16 protein-coding genes are annotated in these 19,578 nt (G+C 73.5%); 3 read left to right on the forward strand and 13 right to left on the reverse strand.

Annotation, left to right across the window (positions count from 1 at the left end):
• The first annotated feature begins 147 nt into the window (after nucleotides 1-147).
• Nucleotides 148-1,110 (forward strand): glycoside hydrolase family 19 protein, encoded by a 963-nt coding sequence (locus WFH32_RS14160; protein ID WP_336707976.1) that lies wholly within the window; start codon nucleotides 148-150, stop codon nucleotides 1,108-1,110.
• A gap of 157 nt (nucleotides 1,111-1,267) precedes the next feature.
• On the opposite strand, the gene WFH32_RS14165 is transcribed toward WFH32_RS14160, so the two are convergent.
• From WFH32_RS14165 to WFH32_RS14215, 11 genes are all read right to left on the reverse strand, one after another.
• Entirely contained in the window at nucleotides 1,268-3,796 is a 2,529-nt protein-coding gene (locus WFH32_RS14165; protein WP_336707977.1) for an alpha/beta hydrolase-fold protein, read from the reverse strand.
• Between the two features lie 141 nt (nucleotides 3,797-3,937).
• Nucleotides 3,938-4,768, reverse strand: coding sequence for an HpcH/HpaI aldolase/citrate lyase family protein (locus WFH32_RS14170; RefSeq protein WP_191794481.1), 831 nt, complete (start codon nucleotides 4,766-4,768; stop codon nucleotides 3,938-3,940).
• Nucleotides 4,765-5,973, reverse strand: coding sequence for a CaiB/BaiF CoA transferase family protein (locus tag WFH32_RS14175; RefSeq protein ID WP_191794482.1), 1,209 nt, complete (start codon nucleotides 5,971-5,973; stop codon nucleotides 4,765-4,767). Before WFH32_RS14175 ends, WFH32_RS14170 begins: the two co-directional genes overlap by 4 nt.
• Nucleotides 5,970-8,129, reverse strand: a complete 2,160-nt coding sequence (locus WFH32_RS14180) for an SUMF1/EgtB/PvdO family nonheme iron enzyme (RefSeq protein ID WP_336707978.1) — start codon at nucleotides 8,127-8,129, stop codon at nucleotides 5,970-5,972. Before WFH32_RS14180 ends, WFH32_RS14175 begins: the two co-directional genes overlap by 4 nt.
• Nucleotides 8,126-9,133: a ribokinase gene (locus WFH32_RS14185; protein WP_336707980.1), complete on the reverse strand. Its 1,008-nt coding sequence runs from the start codon at nucleotides 9,131-9,133 to the stop codon at nucleotides 8,126-8,128. Before WFH32_RS14185 ends, WFH32_RS14180 begins: the two co-directional genes overlap by 4 nt.
• Complete coding sequence (locus tag WFH32_RS14190) at nucleotides 9,130-10,542, reverse strand: ADP-ribosylglycohydrolase family protein (protein WP_336707981.1); 1,413 nt, start codon at nucleotides 10,540-10,542, stop codon at nucleotides 9,130-9,132. The genes WFH32_RS14185 and WFH32_RS14190 overlap by 4 nt, the downstream gene beginning before the upstream one ends.
• A complete protein-coding gene (locus tag WFH32_RS14195; protein ID WP_191794486.1) occupies nucleotides 10,539-11,717 on the reverse strand; it encodes an ADP-ribosylglycohydrolase family protein in 1,179 nt (392 codons plus the stop codon). Before WFH32_RS14195 ends, WFH32_RS14190 begins: the two co-directional genes overlap by 4 nt.
• 115 nt (nucleotides 11,718-11,832) lie before the next feature.
• Nucleotides 11,833-13,119: an ABC transporter substrate-binding protein gene (locus WFH32_RS14200; RefSeq protein ID WP_336707982.1), complete on the reverse strand. Its 1,287-nt coding sequence runs from the start codon at nucleotides 13,117-13,119 to the stop codon at nucleotides 11,833-11,835.
• Between the two features lie 80 nt (nucleotides 13,120-13,199).
• Nucleotides 13,200-14,027 carry a carbohydrate ABC transporter permease gene (locus WFH32_RS14205; protein ID WP_030151257.1) on the reverse strand — a complete coding sequence of 276 codons (828 nt, stop codon included), beginning with the start codon at nucleotides 14,025-14,027 and terminating at the stop codon, nucleotides 13,200-13,202.
• A 4-nt stretch (nucleotides 14,028-14,031) separates the two neighbouring features.
• Nucleotides 14,032-15,000, reverse strand: coding sequence for a carbohydrate ABC transporter permease (locus WFH32_RS14210; protein ID WP_191794488.1), 969 nt, complete (start codon nucleotides 14,998-15,000; stop codon nucleotides 14,032-14,034).
• Entirely contained in the window at nucleotides 14,997-16,037 is a 1,041-nt protein-coding gene (locus tag WFH32_RS14215) for a LacI family DNA-binding transcriptional regulator (protein WP_191794489.1), read from the reverse strand. The genes WFH32_RS14210 and WFH32_RS14215 overlap by 4 nt, the downstream gene beginning before the upstream one ends.
• A 270-nt stretch (nucleotides 16,038-16,307) precedes the next feature.
• Here WFH32_RS14215 and WFH32_RS14220 point away from each other — a divergent pair, with 270 nt between their 5' ends.
• Nucleotides 16,308-17,465, forward strand: coding sequence for a hypothetical protein (locus WFH32_RS14220; RefSeq protein ID WP_336707985.1), 1,158 nt, complete (start codon nucleotides 16,308-16,310; stop codon nucleotides 17,463-17,465).
• A 90-nt stretch (nucleotides 17,466-17,555) separates the two neighbouring features.
• A complete protein-coding gene (locus WFH32_RS14225) occupies nucleotides 17,556-18,209 on the forward strand; it encodes a chitinase (RefSeq protein WP_191794491.1) in 654 nt (217 codons plus the stop codon).
• Between the two features lie 90 nt (nucleotides 18,210-18,299).
• Here WFH32_RS14225 and WFH32_RS14230 read toward each other — a convergent pair whose 3' ends face one another.
• Both WFH32_RS14230 and WFH32_RS14235 read right to left on the reverse strand, forming a co-directional pair.
• Nucleotides 18,300-18,761, reverse strand: a complete 462-nt coding sequence (locus WFH32_RS14230; RefSeq protein WP_336707987.1) for a hypothetical protein — start codon at nucleotides 18,759-18,761, stop codon at nucleotides 18,300-18,302.
• A gap of 48 nt (nucleotides 18,762-18,809) precedes the next feature.
• Entirely contained in the window at nucleotides 18,810-19,565 is a 756-nt protein-coding gene (locus WFH32_RS14235; RefSeq protein WP_336707989.1) for an SDR family oxidoreductase, read from the reverse strand.
• Between the last annotated feature and the right edge of the window lie 13 nt (nucleotides 19,566-19,578).

The following is a 19,578-nucleotide window of genomic DNA, read 5'->3' on the forward strand; positions in this document are numbered from 1 at the left end:
GAGGTGTTCCCTGCGCGGAAGGACTCCGCTCGGCGACGCCGCACGAGCAACGAGCGCCCTACGTAGTACCCCCTACGTGCGTTGACCATCGCCCGGACCTCCCGACAGGCTCGCAGACGTCCCCTGTTATCGACGAGAGGCACGTGCATGCTCACGGCACGAACGATCCGACGACCAGCGACGGTGCTGGCCCTCCTTGCTCTTCTCCTGACGACGGCCCTCGCGTGGTCGATCGCCGGACCCGCGCCCCGTGCGGCCGCTGCCGAGGTGTGCGCTCCGGCGTGGTCCTCGTCCGCGGTGTACACGGGCGGCGCCGTCGTCTCGAAGGACGGCCAGAACTGGAAGGCCGGGTGGTGGACCCAGGGCGAGGCCCCGGGCACCACGGGCCAGTGGGGCGTCTGGCGCACCCAGGGCGCCTGCGGCTCGACCGGCGGCACCACCGGCGGCACGACGGGCGGCACCACGGGTGGCAGCACCGGTGGCGGCACGGGAGGCTTCGTGGTGAGTGAGGCCCAGTTCAACCAGATGTTCCCCAACCGGAACCCGTTCTACACCTACCAGGGCCTGGTCGCGGCGCTCAGCGCGTACCCGCAGTTCGCCACGTCGGGCGGCACCGAGGTCGCCAAGCGTGAGGCGGCGGCGTTCCTCGCGAACGTCAACCACGAGACGGGCGCGCTGGTCTACGTCAAGGAGATCAACACCGCGAACTACCCGCACTACTGCGACGCGAGCCAGTCGTACGGCTGCCCCGCGGGTCAGTCCGCGTACTACGGCAAGGGCCCGATCCAGCTCTCGTGGAACTACAACTACAAGGCCGCGGGCGACGCCCTGGGCATCGACCTGCTGAACAACCCGTACCTGGTCGAGACCGACCCGGCCGTGGCCTGGAAGACGGGCCTGTGGTTCTGGAACACGCAGTCGGGTGCGGGCACGATGTCCGGTCACCAGGCGATCGTGGGCGGCTCGGGCTTCGGTGAGTCGATCCGGTCGATCAACGGCACGCTCGAGTGCAACGGCGGCAACCCTGCGCAGGTGCAGAGCCGCATCGCGGCGTTCCAGCGCTTCGCGCAGATCCTGGGCACGACGACGGGGTCGAACCTCACCTGCTGAGTCGTCCCTGCCCTGCCCGACGGCGGAGCGCACCTTCCGAGGTGCGCTCCGCCGTCGGGTGTCACGCCGTCGTCGAGCGTGCAGTTCGGGCCGTCACCGACGCTCGACGACGACCCGAACTGCACGCTCGGCGCTCAGGTTCCCGCGGCTGGCCCCGTCAGGCCCCGCAGTCCACCGCCGCGTACGGCGCGAGGACCTCGACCGGCCCCGACGGCTCGAGCACGGTGACCGTCGCCGCCCCCGCCTCGATCGCCGGCACACGGGCGGAGAACGTCTGCTGCGCGCTCTTCCCGGCCCCGACGGCCGTGAACTTCTTGCTCCCGAACGGCGTCGACACCGCGACGTCCACGGGGTGGTCGCCGCCGTTGAGGGCTCGCACCGAGACCTGCGCCCTGCCCCCGACGCAGCGCGCCGTCGCCTCGACGCCGACCTCGGTCGAGGGCACCGACGGCCCGGTCGCGAACTCGACCCGGGTCACGAACACGTCCCCTGCCCCGGCGTTCACCAGGCCGGCCGGAGCCCCGAACGTCAGACCGCTCAACCACGCGCCGTCCACGCCGGGGGCCGCCGCGGCGAACAGGTTCGCGTCGTCCCACTCGTCGGCCCCGTCGCGCTCACGCGTCCCGAGCTGGGTCACGGCCCCGGGCGTGCCGTCGGCCGCGAGCGCCAGCGTGAACACGTCCACGCCGCCGACCGGCGTGCCGAGCGCCCCGTACGTCGTGCCCACGACGAGCACGGTGCCGTCGGCCCCGGCGACGCCGGTCACGCCGCGGTCGTCGGTCGCCGTGCCGGTCTGCGTCGTCCACAGGACCTCGCCGCGCGCGTCGAACGCCCGCGCGAACACGTCGTTGTCCCCTGCGGACTCCCCGCCGAGCGCGCCACGCGTGTGCCCCACGGCGACGACCGAGCCGTCGGCCCGCGCCACGAGCCCGCTCACCTGGTCGTTGGCCGACGTCGCGACACCGCGCAGCCACACGAGCTCGCCCGCGCCGTCGTACCGCGCGACCCAGCCGTCGTTGGCGCCGGCCGCCTGTGCGCCGGGCATGCCCTGCCCCGCGACCCCGCCGACGTACACGGAACCGTCCGGGCCGGGGGCCACGGCGAGGGCCTTGTCCTCGCCCGCCCCGCCGACCTGGCGCAGCCACAGGAGCTCGCCCCCGGCCGAGACGCGCCCGACGATCGCGTCCTTGTCCCCCGCGCTCGTCCCGCCGGGGACGGTCCCGCTCGTGTACCCGGCGACGTAGGCGCCGCCCGCCCCGTCGGACGAGACGGCGTAGAAGCGGTCGGCCGCGGCGGGGTCGCCCGTCTGGAGCGTCCAGGCGCGCTCGCCCGCGGCGGTCACGGCCGCGACGAACCCGTCGTCGCGCGTCGAGCCCGGGTGCTTCCCGTCGAGGTCCCCCTTGGTGTACCCGGCGACGAGCGTCGTCCCGGCCCGTCCGGCGACCACGCCGTACGCGCGCTCGTCGGCGGCCGTCGCGATCGGGTGCTGCCACTGGGGCGCACCGTCCGCGTCGCGGCGGGCGAGCACGACGTCGAGGCCGCCCGCGGGCTGCGACCCGGCCCACGCCCCGGCGAGGTTCAGGGCGACGGTCGTGCCGCCGTCGGGCGTGGTGAGGATGCCGCCCGCGCGGTCGTCGCCCGCGGAGCCGAGCAGCTCAGCGTCCCACGGCACGGTGGGCTCGGTGCGCAGGCGCGAGGACACGTCGACGATCGCCTCGCGGAACGCGGGCTGCCAGACGTCCCAGTCGTGGCCGCCGTTCATGACCCGCAGCTCGGCCGTCACCCCCGGCACGCGGCGCGCGGTGTTGTAGAGCCGGGCGGACTCGAAGTCGATGTCGTGGCTGGCCTCGGCGGGGTCGGGGTTGGCCCACTCGTCGTCGCCGACCGCGACGAACAGGTGCACGGGCAGGGCCGGGTCGAGCGCAGCGAGCGCCGCCGGGTACGAGAGCTCGGTGTACCGCTCGGGCGAGAACAGCTCGTGCCCGACGCCGTAGCCCCCGTGGTCACGGACGGAGGAGTCCGCGGGGGGCTGGGGGACGTACACCGCGGGGCTCAGCACGATGCCCGCCGAGAACTCGTCCTGGTGCGCGAGGGTCAGGCGCAGCGCGCCCGCCCCGCCCATGGAGTAGCCGCCGACAGCGCGTGCCTCACGGTCGGCGACGGTCCGGTAGGTCGCGTCGACGTGCCCGACCAGGTCGCGCGTGAGCGCGGTCTCGACCTGGAGACCCGCGCCGTCAGCGGAGTCCGCGGAACCCTCGTAGGCCGAGTCCGTGTACCAGCTCCCCCGGTCGTTCCAGGGCGCGTCGGGCATGACCACGACCAGGGGCTGGATCGCCTCGGTGCCGATGAGCTCGTCGAGGTCGGTCGCGACGCGCTGCCACGCGGCCTGCGTGTCGCCGCGCCCGTGCAGCAGGTAGACGGTCGGGTACCGCTGCTCGGCGTCCTCGTCGTAGCCCGGCGGGAGGTACACCGTGTAGTCGACGGCGCCGCCCGCGCCGAGCGCCTCGGAGGGCGCGCTGCCGGGCACGAGCGTGCCCTGCTCAGCGGCCGCGACGGGCCCGGCCACGGCGAGCGGGAGCCCGACGACGACGCCGCCCGCTCCCACCACCCCGGCCAGGAGGGCGGCGATCCGTCGTCGCGAGCGAGGGACGCGCGGTGGTGTCGTCGGGAGGGGCACTGTGGTCATCGTTCTCTCCTTCGAGAAGCGTGATCAGGCGGTTCGTCGGTGCGTGCAGGTGGATCGGTTCGTGCGGGTACCTCGGTGCAGGTGGAGCAGACGGGGCCCGCTCGCGCGCCGGTGCGCGGGCGGCCCCCGGGAGAACAGCGCTCAGGCCGTCGCCTCCCCCGCGACCGCGAGGACCGAGCGTGCGCGCTCGACCATCGCGACGTCGAGGAACGTGCCGTCGGGGAGCGCGATCGCCCCGACCCCGCGCGCGGCCGCGGTGCCGACGCGGTCGAGCACCTCGCGCGCCCGCGACACCTCGTCGGTGCTCGGGAGGAACGCCTCGCGGATGGGGTCGAGCTGGACGGGGTGGATCGCGGTGCGCCCCAGGAAGCCGAGCGCACGGCCCGCACGGCACGAGGCCACGAGCCCGTCGAGGTCCTTGACGTGCGTGTACGCCGACATGGACGGCGACGGGAGGCCCGCGGCCCGCGCTGCGACCACGAGGCGGCTGCGCACCCAGGCCAGCGCGCCGTCGTCGTCCACGCGCAGGTCCGAGCGCAGGTCGGCCTCGCCGAGGCCGACCGACGCCACCTGGGGCGAGGCGGACGCGATCTCGAACGCGCGCTCGACCCCGAGCGCCGACTCGATCAGCAGGTGCAGGTCGCGCCCGGGCAGCGCGGCGGCGAGGTCGCGGACCTCGTCGGCCGACTCGACCTTGGGCACGCGAGCCCCCACGGCGCGGGGCAGCATCGCGACCGCCGCGACGTCGTCGGCGTGCCAGGGCGTGCCGCGCTGGTTGACGCGCACCTGGACGCGGCGCGAGACCTCGGCCAGCAGCGCCATGGCCGAGGCGCGCGCGGACTCCTTGGCCGCCGGGGCGACCGCGTCCTCGAGGTCGACGATCGCGACGTCGGCGGACGTCGCGAACGCCTTGGCGACGCGCTCGGGCCGGTCTCCCGGGGCGTAGAGCAGCGTGAGCGGCGGGGTGCTCATACGGCCCCCGCCTCCCGCAGCGCGGCGACGCGCTCGGCGTCGAAGCCCAGCTCGCCCAGCACCTCGTCGGTGTCGGCGCCGTGCGCGCGGCCCGTGAACCCGATGACGCCGTCGTGGTCCGAGAGCCGGAACAGCGGTCCCTGCATGAGCATGGGCCCGAGCTCGGGGTCCTCGATCTCGTGGAGCGTGCCGAGCGCCTGGAACTGCGGGTCCCCCACGATGTCCTGCGCGTCGTAGATGGGCGCGACCGCGGCCTGCGCCTCCTCGAAGGCCGCCACGACCTCGTCGCGCGTGCGCTGCGCGATCCACCCGCCCACGGCCGCGTCGAGCTCGTCGGCGTGCTGGGCGCGCTCGGCGCCCACCGCGAACCACGGCTCGTCGATGACCTCGGGGTGCCCCACGAGGCGCATGACGCGCTCCGCGATCGACTGCGCCGAGGTCGAGACCGCGACCCACTGGCCGTCGCTCGTGCGGTACGTGTTGCGCGGCGCGTTGTTCGCCGAGCGGTTGCCCGTGCGCGGCTGCACGGTCCGCAGCTGGTCCCAGCGCGTGATCTGCGGCCCGAGCATGGCCAGGATGGGCTCGATGATCGCGGTGTCGACGACCTGGCCGCGCCCCGAGCGCTCGCGGCTCTGGAGCGCGACCATGACCGCGAACGCGGTCGCGAGCGACGCGACGCCGTCCGCGAGGCCGAACGGCGGCAGGGTCGGCGGGCCGTCCGCCTCGCCCGTCATGGCCGCGAACCCGCTCATGGCCTCGGCGAGCGTCCCGAAGCCGGGACGCGACCGGTACGGCCCCACCTGCCCGAACCCGCTGATGCGCGCAAGCACGAGGCGCGGGTTGTGCGCCGAGAGCTCCTCGTAGCCCAGGCCCCAGCGTTCGAGCGTCCCGGGCCGGAAGTTCTCGATCACGACGTCGGCCTCGGCCGCGAGCGCCAGGAATACCTCCCGGCCCCCGTCGCTCGACAGGTTGACGGTCACGGTCCGCTTGTTGCGGCCGAGCGTCTTCCACCAGAGGTTGACGCCGTCCTTCGCGGCGCCGTGCCCGCGCGAGGGGTCGGGCTTGGTGGGGTGCTCGACCTTGATCACGTCGGCGCCCATGTCGCCGAGGTGCATCGCGGCCATGGGCCCCGCGAAGAGGGTCGAGGCGTCGACGACCTTGAGGCCCGCGAGCGCGCCGTCCTGGGGGTCGCGCGAGACCGTCATGCCGTCACCTCGTTCACGGTCCACGCGCACCGGAAGCCGATGCTCGAGCTGCGCGCCAGGCCCAGGCCCGGCAGGAGCAGCTTGGCGCTGAACTCGGGGCGCTGGACGCCGCCGTCGAAGTACCACTCGGAGCCGACCGACTCGTGGTCCGCGCCGCCCTTGAGCATGACGTACCGCGTGCGGCCGTCGCTGTGCTCGCTCTCCGTCCAGTTCCACACGACGGGGGCACCGCGCAGCAGTCCGCCGGTCTCGCCCGCGAGCTGCCACTCGTCCTCGCTCGGGAGCCGGCCCCCTCGCCACGCGCTGTAGGCGCGTGCGTCGTCGAGGTCGACGAACGTCACGGGCTCGTCCTCGCGCCCCGCGGGCGGTCGGCCGGCGACCCAGTGCGCGAGGAACCGGTGTCGGATGGCCGGCCGGTAGCCGGTCGCGTCGAGGAACTGTGCGAACTGCGCGTTGGTGACCTCGGTGGCCGCGACCGCGACGGGAGCGGCGAGCTCGCCGTCGCGCTGGAGCGTGCGCGGGTCGTGCAGCCGCGGTGCGAGGGGCTTCCACTCCTCGACGTAGGGCGCGCCCTGGTACATCCCGGTCTCGCGGGCGCGGTAGCGCACGGTCAGGACGTAGGGCCCCGCGGGCACGACGACGGCGCTCGCCTCGGCGTCCTGGCCCGCTCCGGTCCCGGGGTGGGTCGGTGCGGCGTCTGCGGGCCGGGCCGCCGGGGCCTGCGGCACGATCCGGCGCGCGAGGCGGTGCGGGAACCGTGCGTCCGCGCTCGGTGCGTGGCGGCGCATGTCCTCCACCAGGCCGGGGAGCCAGTCGGGCTCGGCGGCGGCGGGCGCGACGTGCACGAGCGCGGCGATGCCGCGCCCCGGGACCGTGACGGATGGAGCGATGGCACCGGCTCCGTCGACGGTGCCACCGGTCGTGTCGACCGGCGAACCGGTCGGGTCGGTGGGGGCGGCAGGGGCCGCCAGGCCGGTCAGGTCGATCAGGCGGCCGGCGGGGGCGTCCGTGAGGACCGGGCCCGTCCAGTCGTCCTCGCCGCGGTTGACGAGCGTCCACAGCGAGACGCCCTCGTGCGAGAACAGCGACGCGTGCACGCCCGCCTCGCGCGCCTCGGGGGCGAGGTCCGTGAGCGGGGTCCATCCGCCGTCGAGCAGCAGGTCCTTGGCGGCGCGCTGGACCGTGACCATGCGGCGCAGGGTCGCGGCGTCGCGCTCGCTCCACCCGACCCACACCCCGAACACGACCTCCCACACCATGACGCCCACACCGTTGATCCAGGCGGACTGGAGCTCGTCAGTGTGGTCGCGGTTCCAGCGGCGCACGTGGTGCTGCATGTGGCGGCGCTCGTACCAGTGCGCGCGCAGCACGCCCGGCACGGACGAGTCGGCGAAGAACTGCGCCCACGACGACGAGTGGTCCTCGATGCGCTCGACCGCGAGCTTGGACTCGCCCTCCAGGACGATGCCCGGCCGGGCGGCCTCGAGCCGCTCGACGAGCTCGGGCTCGGCCTTCTTGAGCGTGTCGAGGAAGACGCCGTCGGCGGGAAGGTCCGCGACGACGACGGCGAGCTCGGACAGGTCGCCCTCCCCGCGGCGCGTGCCCGTGTCCCACGGGTTGTAGTCGACGAACACGTGCAGGCCCGCGGCGTGCAGGGTCGCGACCAGGCCACCCGGCCCCGTGAGGCCCGGGACGTCACGGTAGAAGTCCCACTGGTTGCGGTCGTCGATCCCGATGACGGGGTACGCGTGCCACAGCACCACGGCGTCGAGGTCCGCGAAGCGCTCGCGCGCGTCGGCCAGGAAGCGCTCGGGTGTGAAGCGGTTCTCCTCGAACGAGTAGAGCAGCTCGTCCCACAGCCAGACCTGCGCGATCGTGAAGCAGCTCGCGGCCCACGCGGCCTGCGGTCGCTCGTACACGGCGCCCGTGAAGCCGTGGCGCTCGCGCGCGTCGGTACGCCACGCCTCGAGCCGCTCGCGCCACGCGGCCCACTGCGCGGGGTCGTCGGGCGCGGCGAAGATCTTCGCCTGGTCGAGTGCGGCGAGGTCCTGCGCGGTGTCGGTGGTGCCGTCGGTGGTATCGGTGGCGGCGTCGAGCGGGACGACCGTCGGGAGGTCGATGGGGCGGGGGACGAGCGGGTCGAACGTGTAGCTCATGGCTGCTGCTCCGGGTGGGCGAAGGTGGCGACCTCGTCGGCCGTGGGCACGGCGTCCTGGGCCCCGGGCCGGGTCACGGCCAGAGCGCCCGCGAACGAGGCGGTCCGGGCGGCGTCCAAGAGGGTGGACCCGCCCGCGAGGGCGGCGGCGAGCACGCCGCAGAACGTGTCGCCCGCGCCGGTCGTGTCGACGGCGTCGACGCGCGGGGCCGCGAGGCGGACGGGGGCCGAGCCGCGCTGGGCGACGAGGCACCCTGCACCGCCGAGCGTCACGACGACGGCGGGCACCCTGGCGAGCAGGGTCGCGGCCAGGTGCTCGGCGGCGTCGACGGGGTCGGTGGGGGCGGCCGGGTCGGCGGGGCTGGTGGGATCGACCGGGGCACCGGCCCCGGCGGCGTCGGCGGCCTCCCCCGCGAGGTCGCGTGCCTCGTGCTCGTTGACGATCAGCAGGTCGAGCGCGGCCCACATCGCGTGGGGCAGGTCGCGGGACGGTGCCGCGTTGAGCGCGAGCACAGCCCCCGGCCGGCGGGCGGCACCCGCGGCGAGGACGACGTCGAGCGGGATCTCGAGCTGCGTCAGGACGACGTCCGCGGCCCCGATCCGCTCGGCCTGCTCCGGGCCGATGCGCACGTGCGCGTTCGCACCCGGGGCGACGACGATCGCGTTCTCGCCGTCGGGCGAGACCGTGATGAGCGCGGTGCCCGTGGGCGCCGCGGTGCGTCCGACGAGGTCGGTACGCACCCCTGCGCCGTCGAGCGAGGCGAGCAGCAGCTCGCCCGACTCGTCGCGGCCGAGGGCCCCGACGAACGTCGTGTCGGCGCCGCCCGCCCTGGCCGCGGCGACGGCCTGGTTGGCCCCCTTGCCGCCGGGGCTGCGGCGTAGGTCGCCGCCGAGGATCGTCTCGCCGCCGCCGGGGTGTCGGGGGACGTCGACCACGAGGTCGACGTTGGCCGAACCGACGACGACGACGCGCCCCCGGCGGTGCGTGCTCGGGTCGGGGCTCATGCGCCGACCCTCGCAGTGCCGGCAGCGTCGGCAGGGTCAGCAGGGTCGGCCACCGGGACCACGGCTTCCGTGAGCCGCAGCGCGAGCGTCCGGGCGACGAGGTCGTCGATGCGCTGCTCCCCGCCGGGGAGCGAGGTCGCGATGCGGCCGTCGACCGGTCCGGTCCATGCCTGCCCGATCCCGTCGGTCCCGAGCAGGGCCCCGACGACGCCGCCCACGGTCGCGGCGGCCGAGTCGGTGTCCCAGCCCGCGGTGACCGCGATCGAGACGCTCGTCCCGAAGTCCCCTGCACCCTTGGTCAGGGCGTACGCGATGACGGCCGCGTTGTTGAGCACGTGGACCCAGTGCAGGTCCCCGTAGGCGGCGTGGATCCGGTCGAGGCCGACGCTCACGTCCCCGTCCAGCGCGGCCTCGCGGCCCAGGCGCACGGCCTGCGCGATCCGGCTGCCGGGAGGGAGCACGGTCTGGGCCGCGTCGAGCACGTCCTCGACGCTCGCGCAGACCATCGACGCCGAGGCGAGCGCCGCCGCCCACATGGCGCCGTAGACGCCGTTGCGCGTGTGGCTCAGGCGCGCGTCGACCCATGCGAGGTACGCCGCGCTCCGGACGTCGCCGGGGGCGACCCACCCGAGCACGTCGGTGCGGATGAGCGCACCGATCCACTCCCGGAACGGGTTCTGGTGCGTCGCGGTCTCGGGCACGGGACGCGCGTCGAGGATGTTGCGGTACGCCGCGCGCTCCGCGGTGAAGACGCGCCCCGCGGGCAGGTTGTCGAGCCAGAGCTGGGCGACGTCGTCGGTCGTGAAGCCCGTGCCGTGCTTCTCGAGCAGGGCGAGCGCGAGGATCGGGTAGTTGAGGTCGTCGTCCTCGGGCATCCCGTCGATGTTCTCCTCGAGCGAGGTCGGGGCGCTGCGCCGGTTCCAGGGCCAGCGCGCCGCGACGTCGTCGGGCAGCCCGACCGCCGTGAACCACGTCGCGAGGGGCCAGCGACCTGTGGCCCGCAGGATCTCCTCGATGCCCTGGCGCGGGATCTTCTCGACAGGCTTGCCCAGGAGGCACCCTGCCGAGCGTCCGGTCCAGGCGCCGTGCACGCGGCGCGCGAGCTCGCCGTCGGGCACCGTGGGGAGAACCGGGGCTGCCGGGAGGAGTGCGGCGATCTGCGCCCACCCGTCCGGCTCGGCCGGGGCCGGCGCCGCGGGCAGGGCGTCGAGCTCGTCGAGGAGCTCGCGCGCCAGGTCGCGCAGCGCCGGGGGCGCGGGCACGGGGCCCGCGCCGCTCACGGCCGGGACGGTGTCGCCGCCCGCCGCGGTCCACCGTGCGACGACGCCCGAGACGTCCTTGCCCTCGATCGTCGACTGGACGAGCTCGTGCGCGAGCAGGTCCTCGGGCTGTGCCCAGGTGAGTCTCACGCCGGGGCTCCCACCGTCGCGGCCTCGATCTCGTCGAGAGCCAGGAGGCGGGCCTTCGCGGCCTCGCGGTCGGCGCGCAGGATGTCGCCCGCGACCTGCCCCATGAGGCGCCCGGTCGCACGGACGTCGGTGCGGCTCGCGCGCTCGATCTCGTCGAGCCACTCGGTCGGCACGACCTCGGTCCCGCCGAGCCCGGCCGTGATCGCACCCGCCATGACGGCGATCGAGTCGGCGTCGCGCCCGTAGTTGACCGCGCCGAGCACCGCGCCGCGGAAGTCGCCGCGGTGGCCCAGCACGAACCCGAGCGCCGCGGGCAGCTCCTCGATGGCCTTGGTGCGCGAGGGACGGCGCGCGTCCATCGACATCTGCCGGTACTCGGGGCCCACCGAGTCGAAGGGGGCCACGACCTCGCGGACCTTGCGGGCGAGCGCGCGCTCCTCCTCGTCGGTCGTGGGGACCGAGGTCCAGCCCTCGAAAGCGTCGACGACCGCACGCAGCGCGGCGAGCGTCCCGTCGTGCGCGACGTCGAGCGCGGCCGCCACGACGTCCTCGACGGTCGCACCGGGGGCGACCGCCGCGGCGACCATGGCGGCGAAGACGCCCGCAGCCTCGCGACCGTAGCTCGCCTGGTGGGCGCCCGTGAGGTCGATCGCCTCGGCGTACGCGCCGCGCGGGTCACCCGCGTTGGCCAGCCCCACGGGGGCCACGTACATGGCCGCGCCGCAGTTGACGATGTTGCCGACCCCGGCCTCGCGCGGGTCGACGTGCCCGTAGTGGAGCCGCGCGACGATCCACTTCTCCGCGAGGAACACGCGCTGCAGCAGCAGGGCCGTCGACTCGAGCTCGGGGATCCAGCGGGGCTCGCCGATCATGAGCGGGACCAGGTCCTCGGCCACGGCGTACGCGTCGAGGTGCGCCCGGCGCTTGGCGTAGACCTCGACGAGCGCCTGGGTCATGAGGGTGTCGTCCGTGATGTGGCCGTCGCCCTTGTGGTACGGCGCGATGGGGCGGGCGTCCTGCCAGTTCGGGTAGAACGGCCCGACGATGCCGGTGACCCGTCCGCCGTGACGCTCCTCGATCTGCTCCGGGGTCCACCCCTCGGTCGCCCCACCCAGCGCGTCGCCGACGGCTGCGCCGGTGATCACCGCCACTGCCTTCTCGTCCAGCCAGCTCACGAGGTCACTCCCTGTCGTTCGTCGTTCTGCGTCCGGGCGGCTCGAGGCCGCCCGTGGTCGTCGTCCGTGCGGGCGGGCGGCGGGGGGCCCCCCCCCCCCCCCCCCCACGGCTGCACTACTTGGTGATCTCTTCCCAGCCGGTCGTCAGCTCGGTGGCCACGCCGTCGGCGTCGATCTCCTGCGCCAGGAAGCGCTGGTAGGCCGGCGTCGCGACGGTGTCCTTCCACTGCGCGTACGCGTCGACGAAGAGGTACGGCGCGGAGACGAGGTGCTGCCCCGAGGAGAGGATCACGTCCCAGCCGTTCTCGGTGCCGAGCTTGGCCGCGAGGGCCTCCTGCGCCGAGGTCGTCGCGGGGATGAGCGCGTCGGCCTCGTTGAGAGCGGCCAGATTGTCGGTCTGCGTGAAGAACTCGATGAACTCCGCGGACTCCTCGACGTGCGCGGAGTCGATGTTCACGGACAGGGTCTGCGGGTTGGCGGCCTGCTGCGCACCCTCCGACCCCTCGAGCGGTGGGAGCACGATCCAGTCGAAGCCCTCGGGGGCGTCGGTCGCGATGTTCGCGGCCTGGAACGAGCCCTGGATCGTCATGGCGACCTGCCCGGCGTAGAACGTCGCGAGCGTCTCCGAACCGGTCTGGCTCAGGGTCACCGGCAGGATCGACCTGTCCTCGAACGCCATGGCGTCCACGAGGTTCGGCACGGCCATCTCGCCCTCGCCGATCGACAGCGTCGCGTCCGCGCCGCTGCCCTCGAAGTAGGTGCCGCCGAAGCCCGGCGCGAAGGACATGTACGCGGCGGTGGGGCTCTTGAGCCCCCAGCCCAGGCCGTACGTGCCGTCCTTGGTCGTGGCCTGCGCGATCGCGCGCATCTCGTCCCACGTCATGGTCTCGCCCGTGGGGATCGCGACGCCCGCGGCGTCGAGCAGCGTCTTGTTCGCGAACACCATGTAGGACTGGAGCTCGGTGGGGTACGCGATGACCTTGTCGTCGACCGTGACCGCGTCGAGGATGCCCTCGGGGACGTCCGCGCGGAACTCGTCGGACATGTACTCCGAGAGGTCGGCCAGGTATCCGTCCGCCGCGAAGGGCACGATGCTCGCGGCCTCGTAGTGGATGATGTCCGGCGCCGCACCACCGTTGAACTGCGTGATGAGCTTGTCGTAGATGCCGTCCCACCCCGCGGGGACGATCTCGACCTGGACGTCGGGGTTGGCCTCGTTCCAGTCGGAGACGATGCTCTCGGTCGCGGCGATGGCCGCGGGCTGGTCGGACAGCGACTGGAACTTCAGCGTGATCGGACCGGAGTCTCCACCGGCGTCGCTGTCTCCGCCGCTTCCGCAAGCGGTGAGGAACAGGGTGCCGATCGTGAGGCATGCGGCGATGGACGCACCACGAGTCTTCATGTGTCTGCCTTTCTGAGGCGTGGGGGTCGTGCGGGTGGGGTGGGTGGGACGGGTTCCGTCGAGGCGGGTGCGCACTGCGCTCACCCCTTGACGGCACCGGACAGGAGTCCGCCGGTGAGCCTTTTCTGCATGATCGAGAAGAAGACGATGCTGGGGATCGCGGCCAGCACGGCGCCCGCCGCGAGCGGGCCGAGGGCGACCTTGCCCTCGCCGCCGATGAACATCTTGAGAGTGATCGGCAGCGTGTAGTTCTCGGGCGACTGGAGGAGGACGAGCGCGAAGAAGAACTCGTTCCACGACGACACGAAGCTGAACATCGCGGTCGCGACGACGCCCGGCATGAGGAGCGGGAAGACGATCTGGCGGAGCACCGTCAGGCGGCTCGCGCCGTCCATCGAGCCCGCCTCCTCGAGCTCGATCGGGATCGAGCTCACGTAGCCCTGCAGCATCCACAGCGCGAACGGCAGCGTGTACGTCGTGTGCACCAGGGTCAGGCCGACCAGGCTGTCGGTCAGGCCGATGGTCCGCAGGATGAGGAACAGCGGCAGGATGATGAGGATGACCGGGAAGACCTGGCTGACCAGGATCCACCCGACGCCCATGCCGCGGACCAGGCCCTTGAGCCGGGCCAGGACGTACGCGCCGGGCAGCGCGATGAGGAGCACGAGCGCGGTCGAGACGAGCGCGACGATCGCGGAGTTCCACGCCGAGCGCACGAGGCCCTGGCGTTCGAGCGCGGCCGAGTAGTTGCCCCACTCGACGTCCTGCGGGATCAGGCTCACGGTGAGCGAGTTGAGCTCCCCCGACGACTTGAGCGACGCCGAGATGAGCCACAGCAGCGGGAAGCCGAGGAAGACGATGTAGAAGCACAGCGCCACGTACTGGGCTGGCCGGACGAGATGACGCATCAGATCACTTCCCCGTGCTGTCGCGGTCTTGGCGGAACTGGGACCACAGGTAGATCGCGAGCAGGAGGACGACGACGACCACGAGCACGACGCCCATGGCGGCCGCGTAGCCGATGTTCCTGTTCTTGAACGCCTCGAGGTACGTGTAGAGCATCGGCAGCATGGTGCGGCCGCCCGGTCCGCCCTCCGTCAGCACGTAGACCAGGGAGAACGAGTTGAAGTTCCAGATGAAGTTGAGCGAGGTGATCGACGTGATGATGGGCCGCAGGCTCGGGAGCGTGACCGCGGTGAACCGGCGCCACGCGTTCGCGCCGTCGATCGCCGCGGCCTCGTGGAGCTCGTCGGGGATCTGCTGGAGCCCGGCGAGCAGCGTCACGGTGGTCTGCGGCATGCCGACCCAGATGCCCACGACGATCACGGCCGGCAGCGCGGTCGAGAAGTCCGCGAGCCAGTTGATGTCGTCGGGCAGGCCCACGCTGCCGAGGAACGCGTTGAGCGGCCCGGCGTTGGGCGAGTAGATCATCCGCCACATGATCGCGACGACCACGGGTGGCATGGCCCACGGGATGAGCGCGAGCACCCGGGTCAGGCCCTGGAGCTTGAGGTCGGAGTTGAGCAGGAGCGCGAGGCCCATGGCCGCGACGAGCTGGAGCAGCGTCACGGAGACGGCCCAGATCATGCCGATCCGGAACGAGTCCCAGAAGAACGAGTTGTCGGCCAGACGGACGAAGTTGTCCATCCCGACGAACGCGTACTCGGGGTTGCGGACCAGGCGGGCGTCGGTGAACGCGAGGCCCACGCCGACGAGGAGGGGCGCGACGCTCAGGACGAGGATCGGGAGCAGCGACGGGATGACGAGGGCGATGGCCTCGCGCCGCTTCGAGCGGGCCATCCCTCCGGTCCGGCGCGGCTTCGGCCGCTGGGGTGCGGGGGCGGTCGGTCGGGGGCCGGCCTCCACGGTGGGGGCTGTCATGACTTCTCTCCGTCGAGTACGTCGGTCGGTCGGGTGGATTCGCGGACGAGGAGGGTCGGTCCCACGTCCACGTGCCGGGTCTCCTGGTCGCTGCCCTCGACCAGTCCGAGCAGGAGCTGGGCGGCCCGCCGACCACGTTCGGCGGATCCCAGGGAGACGCTCGTGAGGCTCGGGTAGAAGACGCGGCCGATCTCGGTGTCGTCCATGCCGGTCACGGCGAGGTCGGTGGGGACGTCGAGGCCGCTCTGGCGCGCCGCGTGCATCGCGCCGATCGCGAGCAGGTCGTTGGCCGCGACGATCGCGTCGAGGCCGCCGGCAGCGGCGTTGCGCTCGATGAGCGTGCGCGCGGCGGCGAGACCGGCGGCGACCGTGAAGTCCTCGGCGATCTCGACGTCGACGTGCTCGGCGGCGAACCCTGGAGCGGCGACGGCGGCGTCGAAGCCGCGCTGGCGTGCCTCACCGGGGGTCGTGTCGAGGGGGCCGTTGAGGAACGCGATGCGGCGGCGGCCGATGTCGAGCAGGTGGGTCACGGCCTGGCCGATCCCGCCCGCGGAGTCGGTCGACACCGAGTCGATGCCGTGGGCGCCGAGCGAACGACCGATCACGACGACCGGCACCGCGGACTCGTGGATCGCGCGGACGAGCTCTTCGCTCATGCGCAGGGGGCTGAGGACGATCCCGTCGACCATGCCGTTCGCGAGGCTGCGCACGAGGTCCGTGGTGGACTCCGCCGTGTCGCCCGTGGTCGTCACGACGACCCGGTAGCCGTAGGGCGCGATGACCGCGTGGATCGCGGACATCATCTCGACGTAGACCTGGTTGCCGATGTCGGCGACCGCGAAGGCGATCTGGAACGTGCGGCGCATGCGCAGCGAGCGTCCGACGGCGTCGGGGCTGTATCCGAGCTCGTCGGCGGCGGCGCGCACGCGCTCGACCATGGCCTTGCTGGCGCCGGAGCCGTGCAGCGCTCGGGAGGTCGAGGCGAGCGACACCCCTGCGCGCTCGGCGACCTCGTTCAACGTTGCACGTGGTGCCATCGGTTCCTGCCCTCTCCGTCGAAGGTGGTGCGGAAGATCTCGATTTGGAAACGTTTCCAACGCAGCGGTGCGAAAGACTCTGGAAACGTTTCCGGATTGAGAGGCACTCTTGCACGCGGCCTCGGAGGGTGTCAACCGCCGGGCGGTTCCGGGCCCGACGACGGAGCCCACCTTCCGCGCGAGGGCGCGCTCCGACGTCGGGCAGGACCGGGCCGCGGGCTCTCCTCTCCGGGCCCGGGCTCCTCATGCGTGTGCGCTACCCTCGCGGGCATGCCGATGACGTCACGCAGGGACCCCGCCGTGCTCGTCGCCGGGCTGGTCACCTCGATCCTGTGGGTCGGGACGGCGGTCCTGAGCGACTGGGTCCACGCGAACTTCACGTACCGGGTCCACAGCGCGCTCGTCCGCACGTTCCTCCCCCACCCGAACGGCACGGTCCCGGGCGGTTCGGCGATCACGGGTCAGACGATCCTCGCGGCGCTCCTCGCAGGGCTGGTCGTCATGGTCGTGGCGTACCTCGCGACGCGACGCCTGCCTCGACGCACCGGCACGTGGGGCGTCTTCCTCGGGACGTGGCTCGGGGTCGTGGCCGGCGGCACCGCGGGGTCCGTCGCGGACACGGTCGCGGACATCTCCTTCCCCGCCCCCCTGAACCCGGCGTTCCATCTCCTCTCCGCGTCGTTCGACGGCGGCTGGTGGGGGCTCGTCAACGGCTGGCTCGTCGGGATCGCGCTCGTCGGGGCCCTCGCCCTGACGAACCGTTCCGCCGAGGAGGCGCTCCCCGCGACGCGCAGGGCGCGCAAGCCGCTGCGGGCCCGCGCCTGGCCGACCGTGCTCACCGCCGGGCTGACGGCCGCGCTCGTGTGGGTCGTGCTCGGGGCCGGCAGCTCGTGGCTCGTGTGGCACCGCAGCGCCCGGGGCCCGATCGACCTCGTCGCGGAGGTGGCCACGGGGGCGATGATCTTCCGCTTCGCGCCGCAAGGACGACCGGTCCAGGGCATGGAGGTGGCCCTCGCCCTGGTCGTGGGCCTCCTCGTCGCGGGCGGGACGTGGCTCGCGACCCGACGGCTCCCGCCGAGCGCGGGGCGCTGGACCCTGGTGCTCGCGGTCTGGTTCGCCGCCGTCGCCGCCGCGACGGTCCCCGCGGCGACCCGGTCGTTCACGACGTACACCGCGTTCGGGCTGCACTCGGCCACCATGAACATGGTGCTGCCCGTCGTGCAGGCGAGCCTCTTCTGGCCGCTCGTGACCGGCTGGGTCGCGGGTCTGGTCGCCGTCCTCGTGTACGCCAGAACAGGCGGTGCAGCGCACACGGACGTCTCCCCCGAGGACTCCCCCGACCCGGGCGACCGCCCCGAGCCGGACGTCGAGGAAGGCTCCCGGAGCGCACTGCACACCGATGCCGAGGAGCGCTCGCTCGTCCCCTAGGGTGACCGCTGAACGCAGGCGGGGTACCGACGAGTCACCGACGAGTCGTCGGACGACGTTCCGCCGGGGACAGTGACGAGAGGGTGGCTCATGGCTGAGACAGGTTCGACGAGCGGCATCACGACGGGCTTCGTGGTGACCGAGGCGCAGTTCGAGGAGATGTTCCCGGACCGCAACCCGTTCTACACGTACGCGGGCCTGGTCGCCGCGACCGAGGCGTACCCGGAGTTCGCGACGTCGGGCGGTCCCGAGATCGCTGCCCGCGAGGCCGCGGCGTTCCTCGCGAACGTGAGCCACGAGAGCACGGGCCTGCTCCACGTGAGCGAGCTCAACACGGCCGTGTACTCGCACTACTGCGACCCGTCGCAGCCGTACGGGTGCCCCGCGGGACAGGACGCCTACTACGGCAAGGGCCCCATCCAGCTCTCCTGGAACTTCAACTACAAGGCCGCGGGCGACGCCCTGGGCATCGACCTGCTGAACAACCCGTTCCTCGTCGAGACGGACCCGACCGTCGCCTGGAAGACCGCGCTCTGGTACTGGAACACGCAGCCCGGCGAGGGCACCATGACGTGCCACGAGGCGATCGTCGGGGAGCACGGCTTCCGCGAGACGATCCGCGCGATCAACGGCCCGCTCGAGTGCGACGGCGGCAACCCGCGCCAGGTCGCGAACCGGGTCGCGCTGTTCCGCCGCTACGCCGAGTTCCTGGGCACCACGACGGGCGACGCCCTGACCTGCTGAGGCCCGCGGCACGACGGCGGAGCTCGCCCCGGAGGTGGGCGGCGCCGTCGGGCGGCGGTCGTCCGGGGACGTTGCTGGGGCGGGGGCGCCTCAGGGGCGCGTCGCGAACACCGCGAGCGAGAGCGCGACCGCGTCCTCGACGACCGCAGCCTGCCAGTCGGGGCGCCTGCCGACCGCGGCCGCGCGCCACGCGGCGCCGCCCCAGGTACCCGCAGCGCCACCGGCCGCCCCGAGGAGCAGCGGGAAGAGGACCCCGGCCTCGGCGCGGCGCGCGAGCACGAGCGCGCCCACCGCCCCCGAGACCATGCGGATCGGCGGACCGGGCTGCTCGAGCCGCGAACCCGCGCTCGGCAGCTTGTCGCCCGTGAGCTCGGCCGCGACCCCCAGCGCACTGACTACCTTGGCGACCACAGCCCACGGCCCGGACAGCGACGACGTGAGCAGCGGAGGGGCCAGGCCGAGCGACGCACGGCTGCCCGCCGCGACACCGATCGCGAGCGACCGGGCGAGGACGTCGAACGAGGATCGCGAGGCACCACGGGCTCGGGTCATGCTCCCCACGATCACGCGCGGACCGGGCCCCGGCAACCGGGGGAGCCGCTAGCGGGAACGCCCGTACCGCTCGACCAGGTGCTGCCCGTACGTCCCCGTCCCGGAGGGCTCGCCCGGCACCATGTGGTGGCCTGCCGCGTACGCGGCGAAGGTCCGTCCCGGCAACCGCACCTGGGCGACCCCGCGCCGGCTGCCCGTCGCCCGCAGCCAGGCGCGCGCGGCCTCGCGGCCCGTGATGCGCTCGGGCCCGCCGACGTCCACGACCCGGCCCGACGGCCCGGCGGCGACGATCTCCACGAGACGCGCGGCGACGTCGGGCACCGCGATCGGCTGGACCTCGAGCGCCGGCGTGAGCAGCACGGGCGAGAAGCGCTGCGCGATGAAGAGGTTGTCGACGAACTCGTGGAACTGCGTGGCCCGCAGGATCGTGTGCGGGAGGCCGGACGCGGCCAGCAGGTCCTCGACCTCGACCTTCGCCGTGTAGTAGCCGAGCGGGATCTGGTCGACGCCCACGATCGACTGGAACACGACGTGGCCCACCCCGGCGTCGCGGGCCGCAGCCACGACATGGCGGCCCATCTCGACGTCGGCCCGGGGGCCGCGGGTCGCGAGGTGCAGGACGGTCTCCGCACCGTCGAACGCCTCCCGCAGGCCCTCGCCCGTGGTGAGGTCCCCGGCCACGAAGGCCGGGCCGGGCCTGGCGGACCGGCTGAGCACGCGGACGTCGTGCCCCGCGGCGCGCAGGAGCGTCACGGTGGGGGCGCCGAGCGTGCCGGTGCCGCCGGTCACGAGGATCGTGGTCATGGACGCATCCTCT

The organism is Oerskovia sp. USHLN155 (assembly GCF_037145535.1).
In the GTDB taxonomy this organism is placed as follows: Bacteria; Actinomycetota; Actinomycetes; order Actinomycetales; family Cellulomonadaceae; genus Oerskovia; species Oerskovia rustica.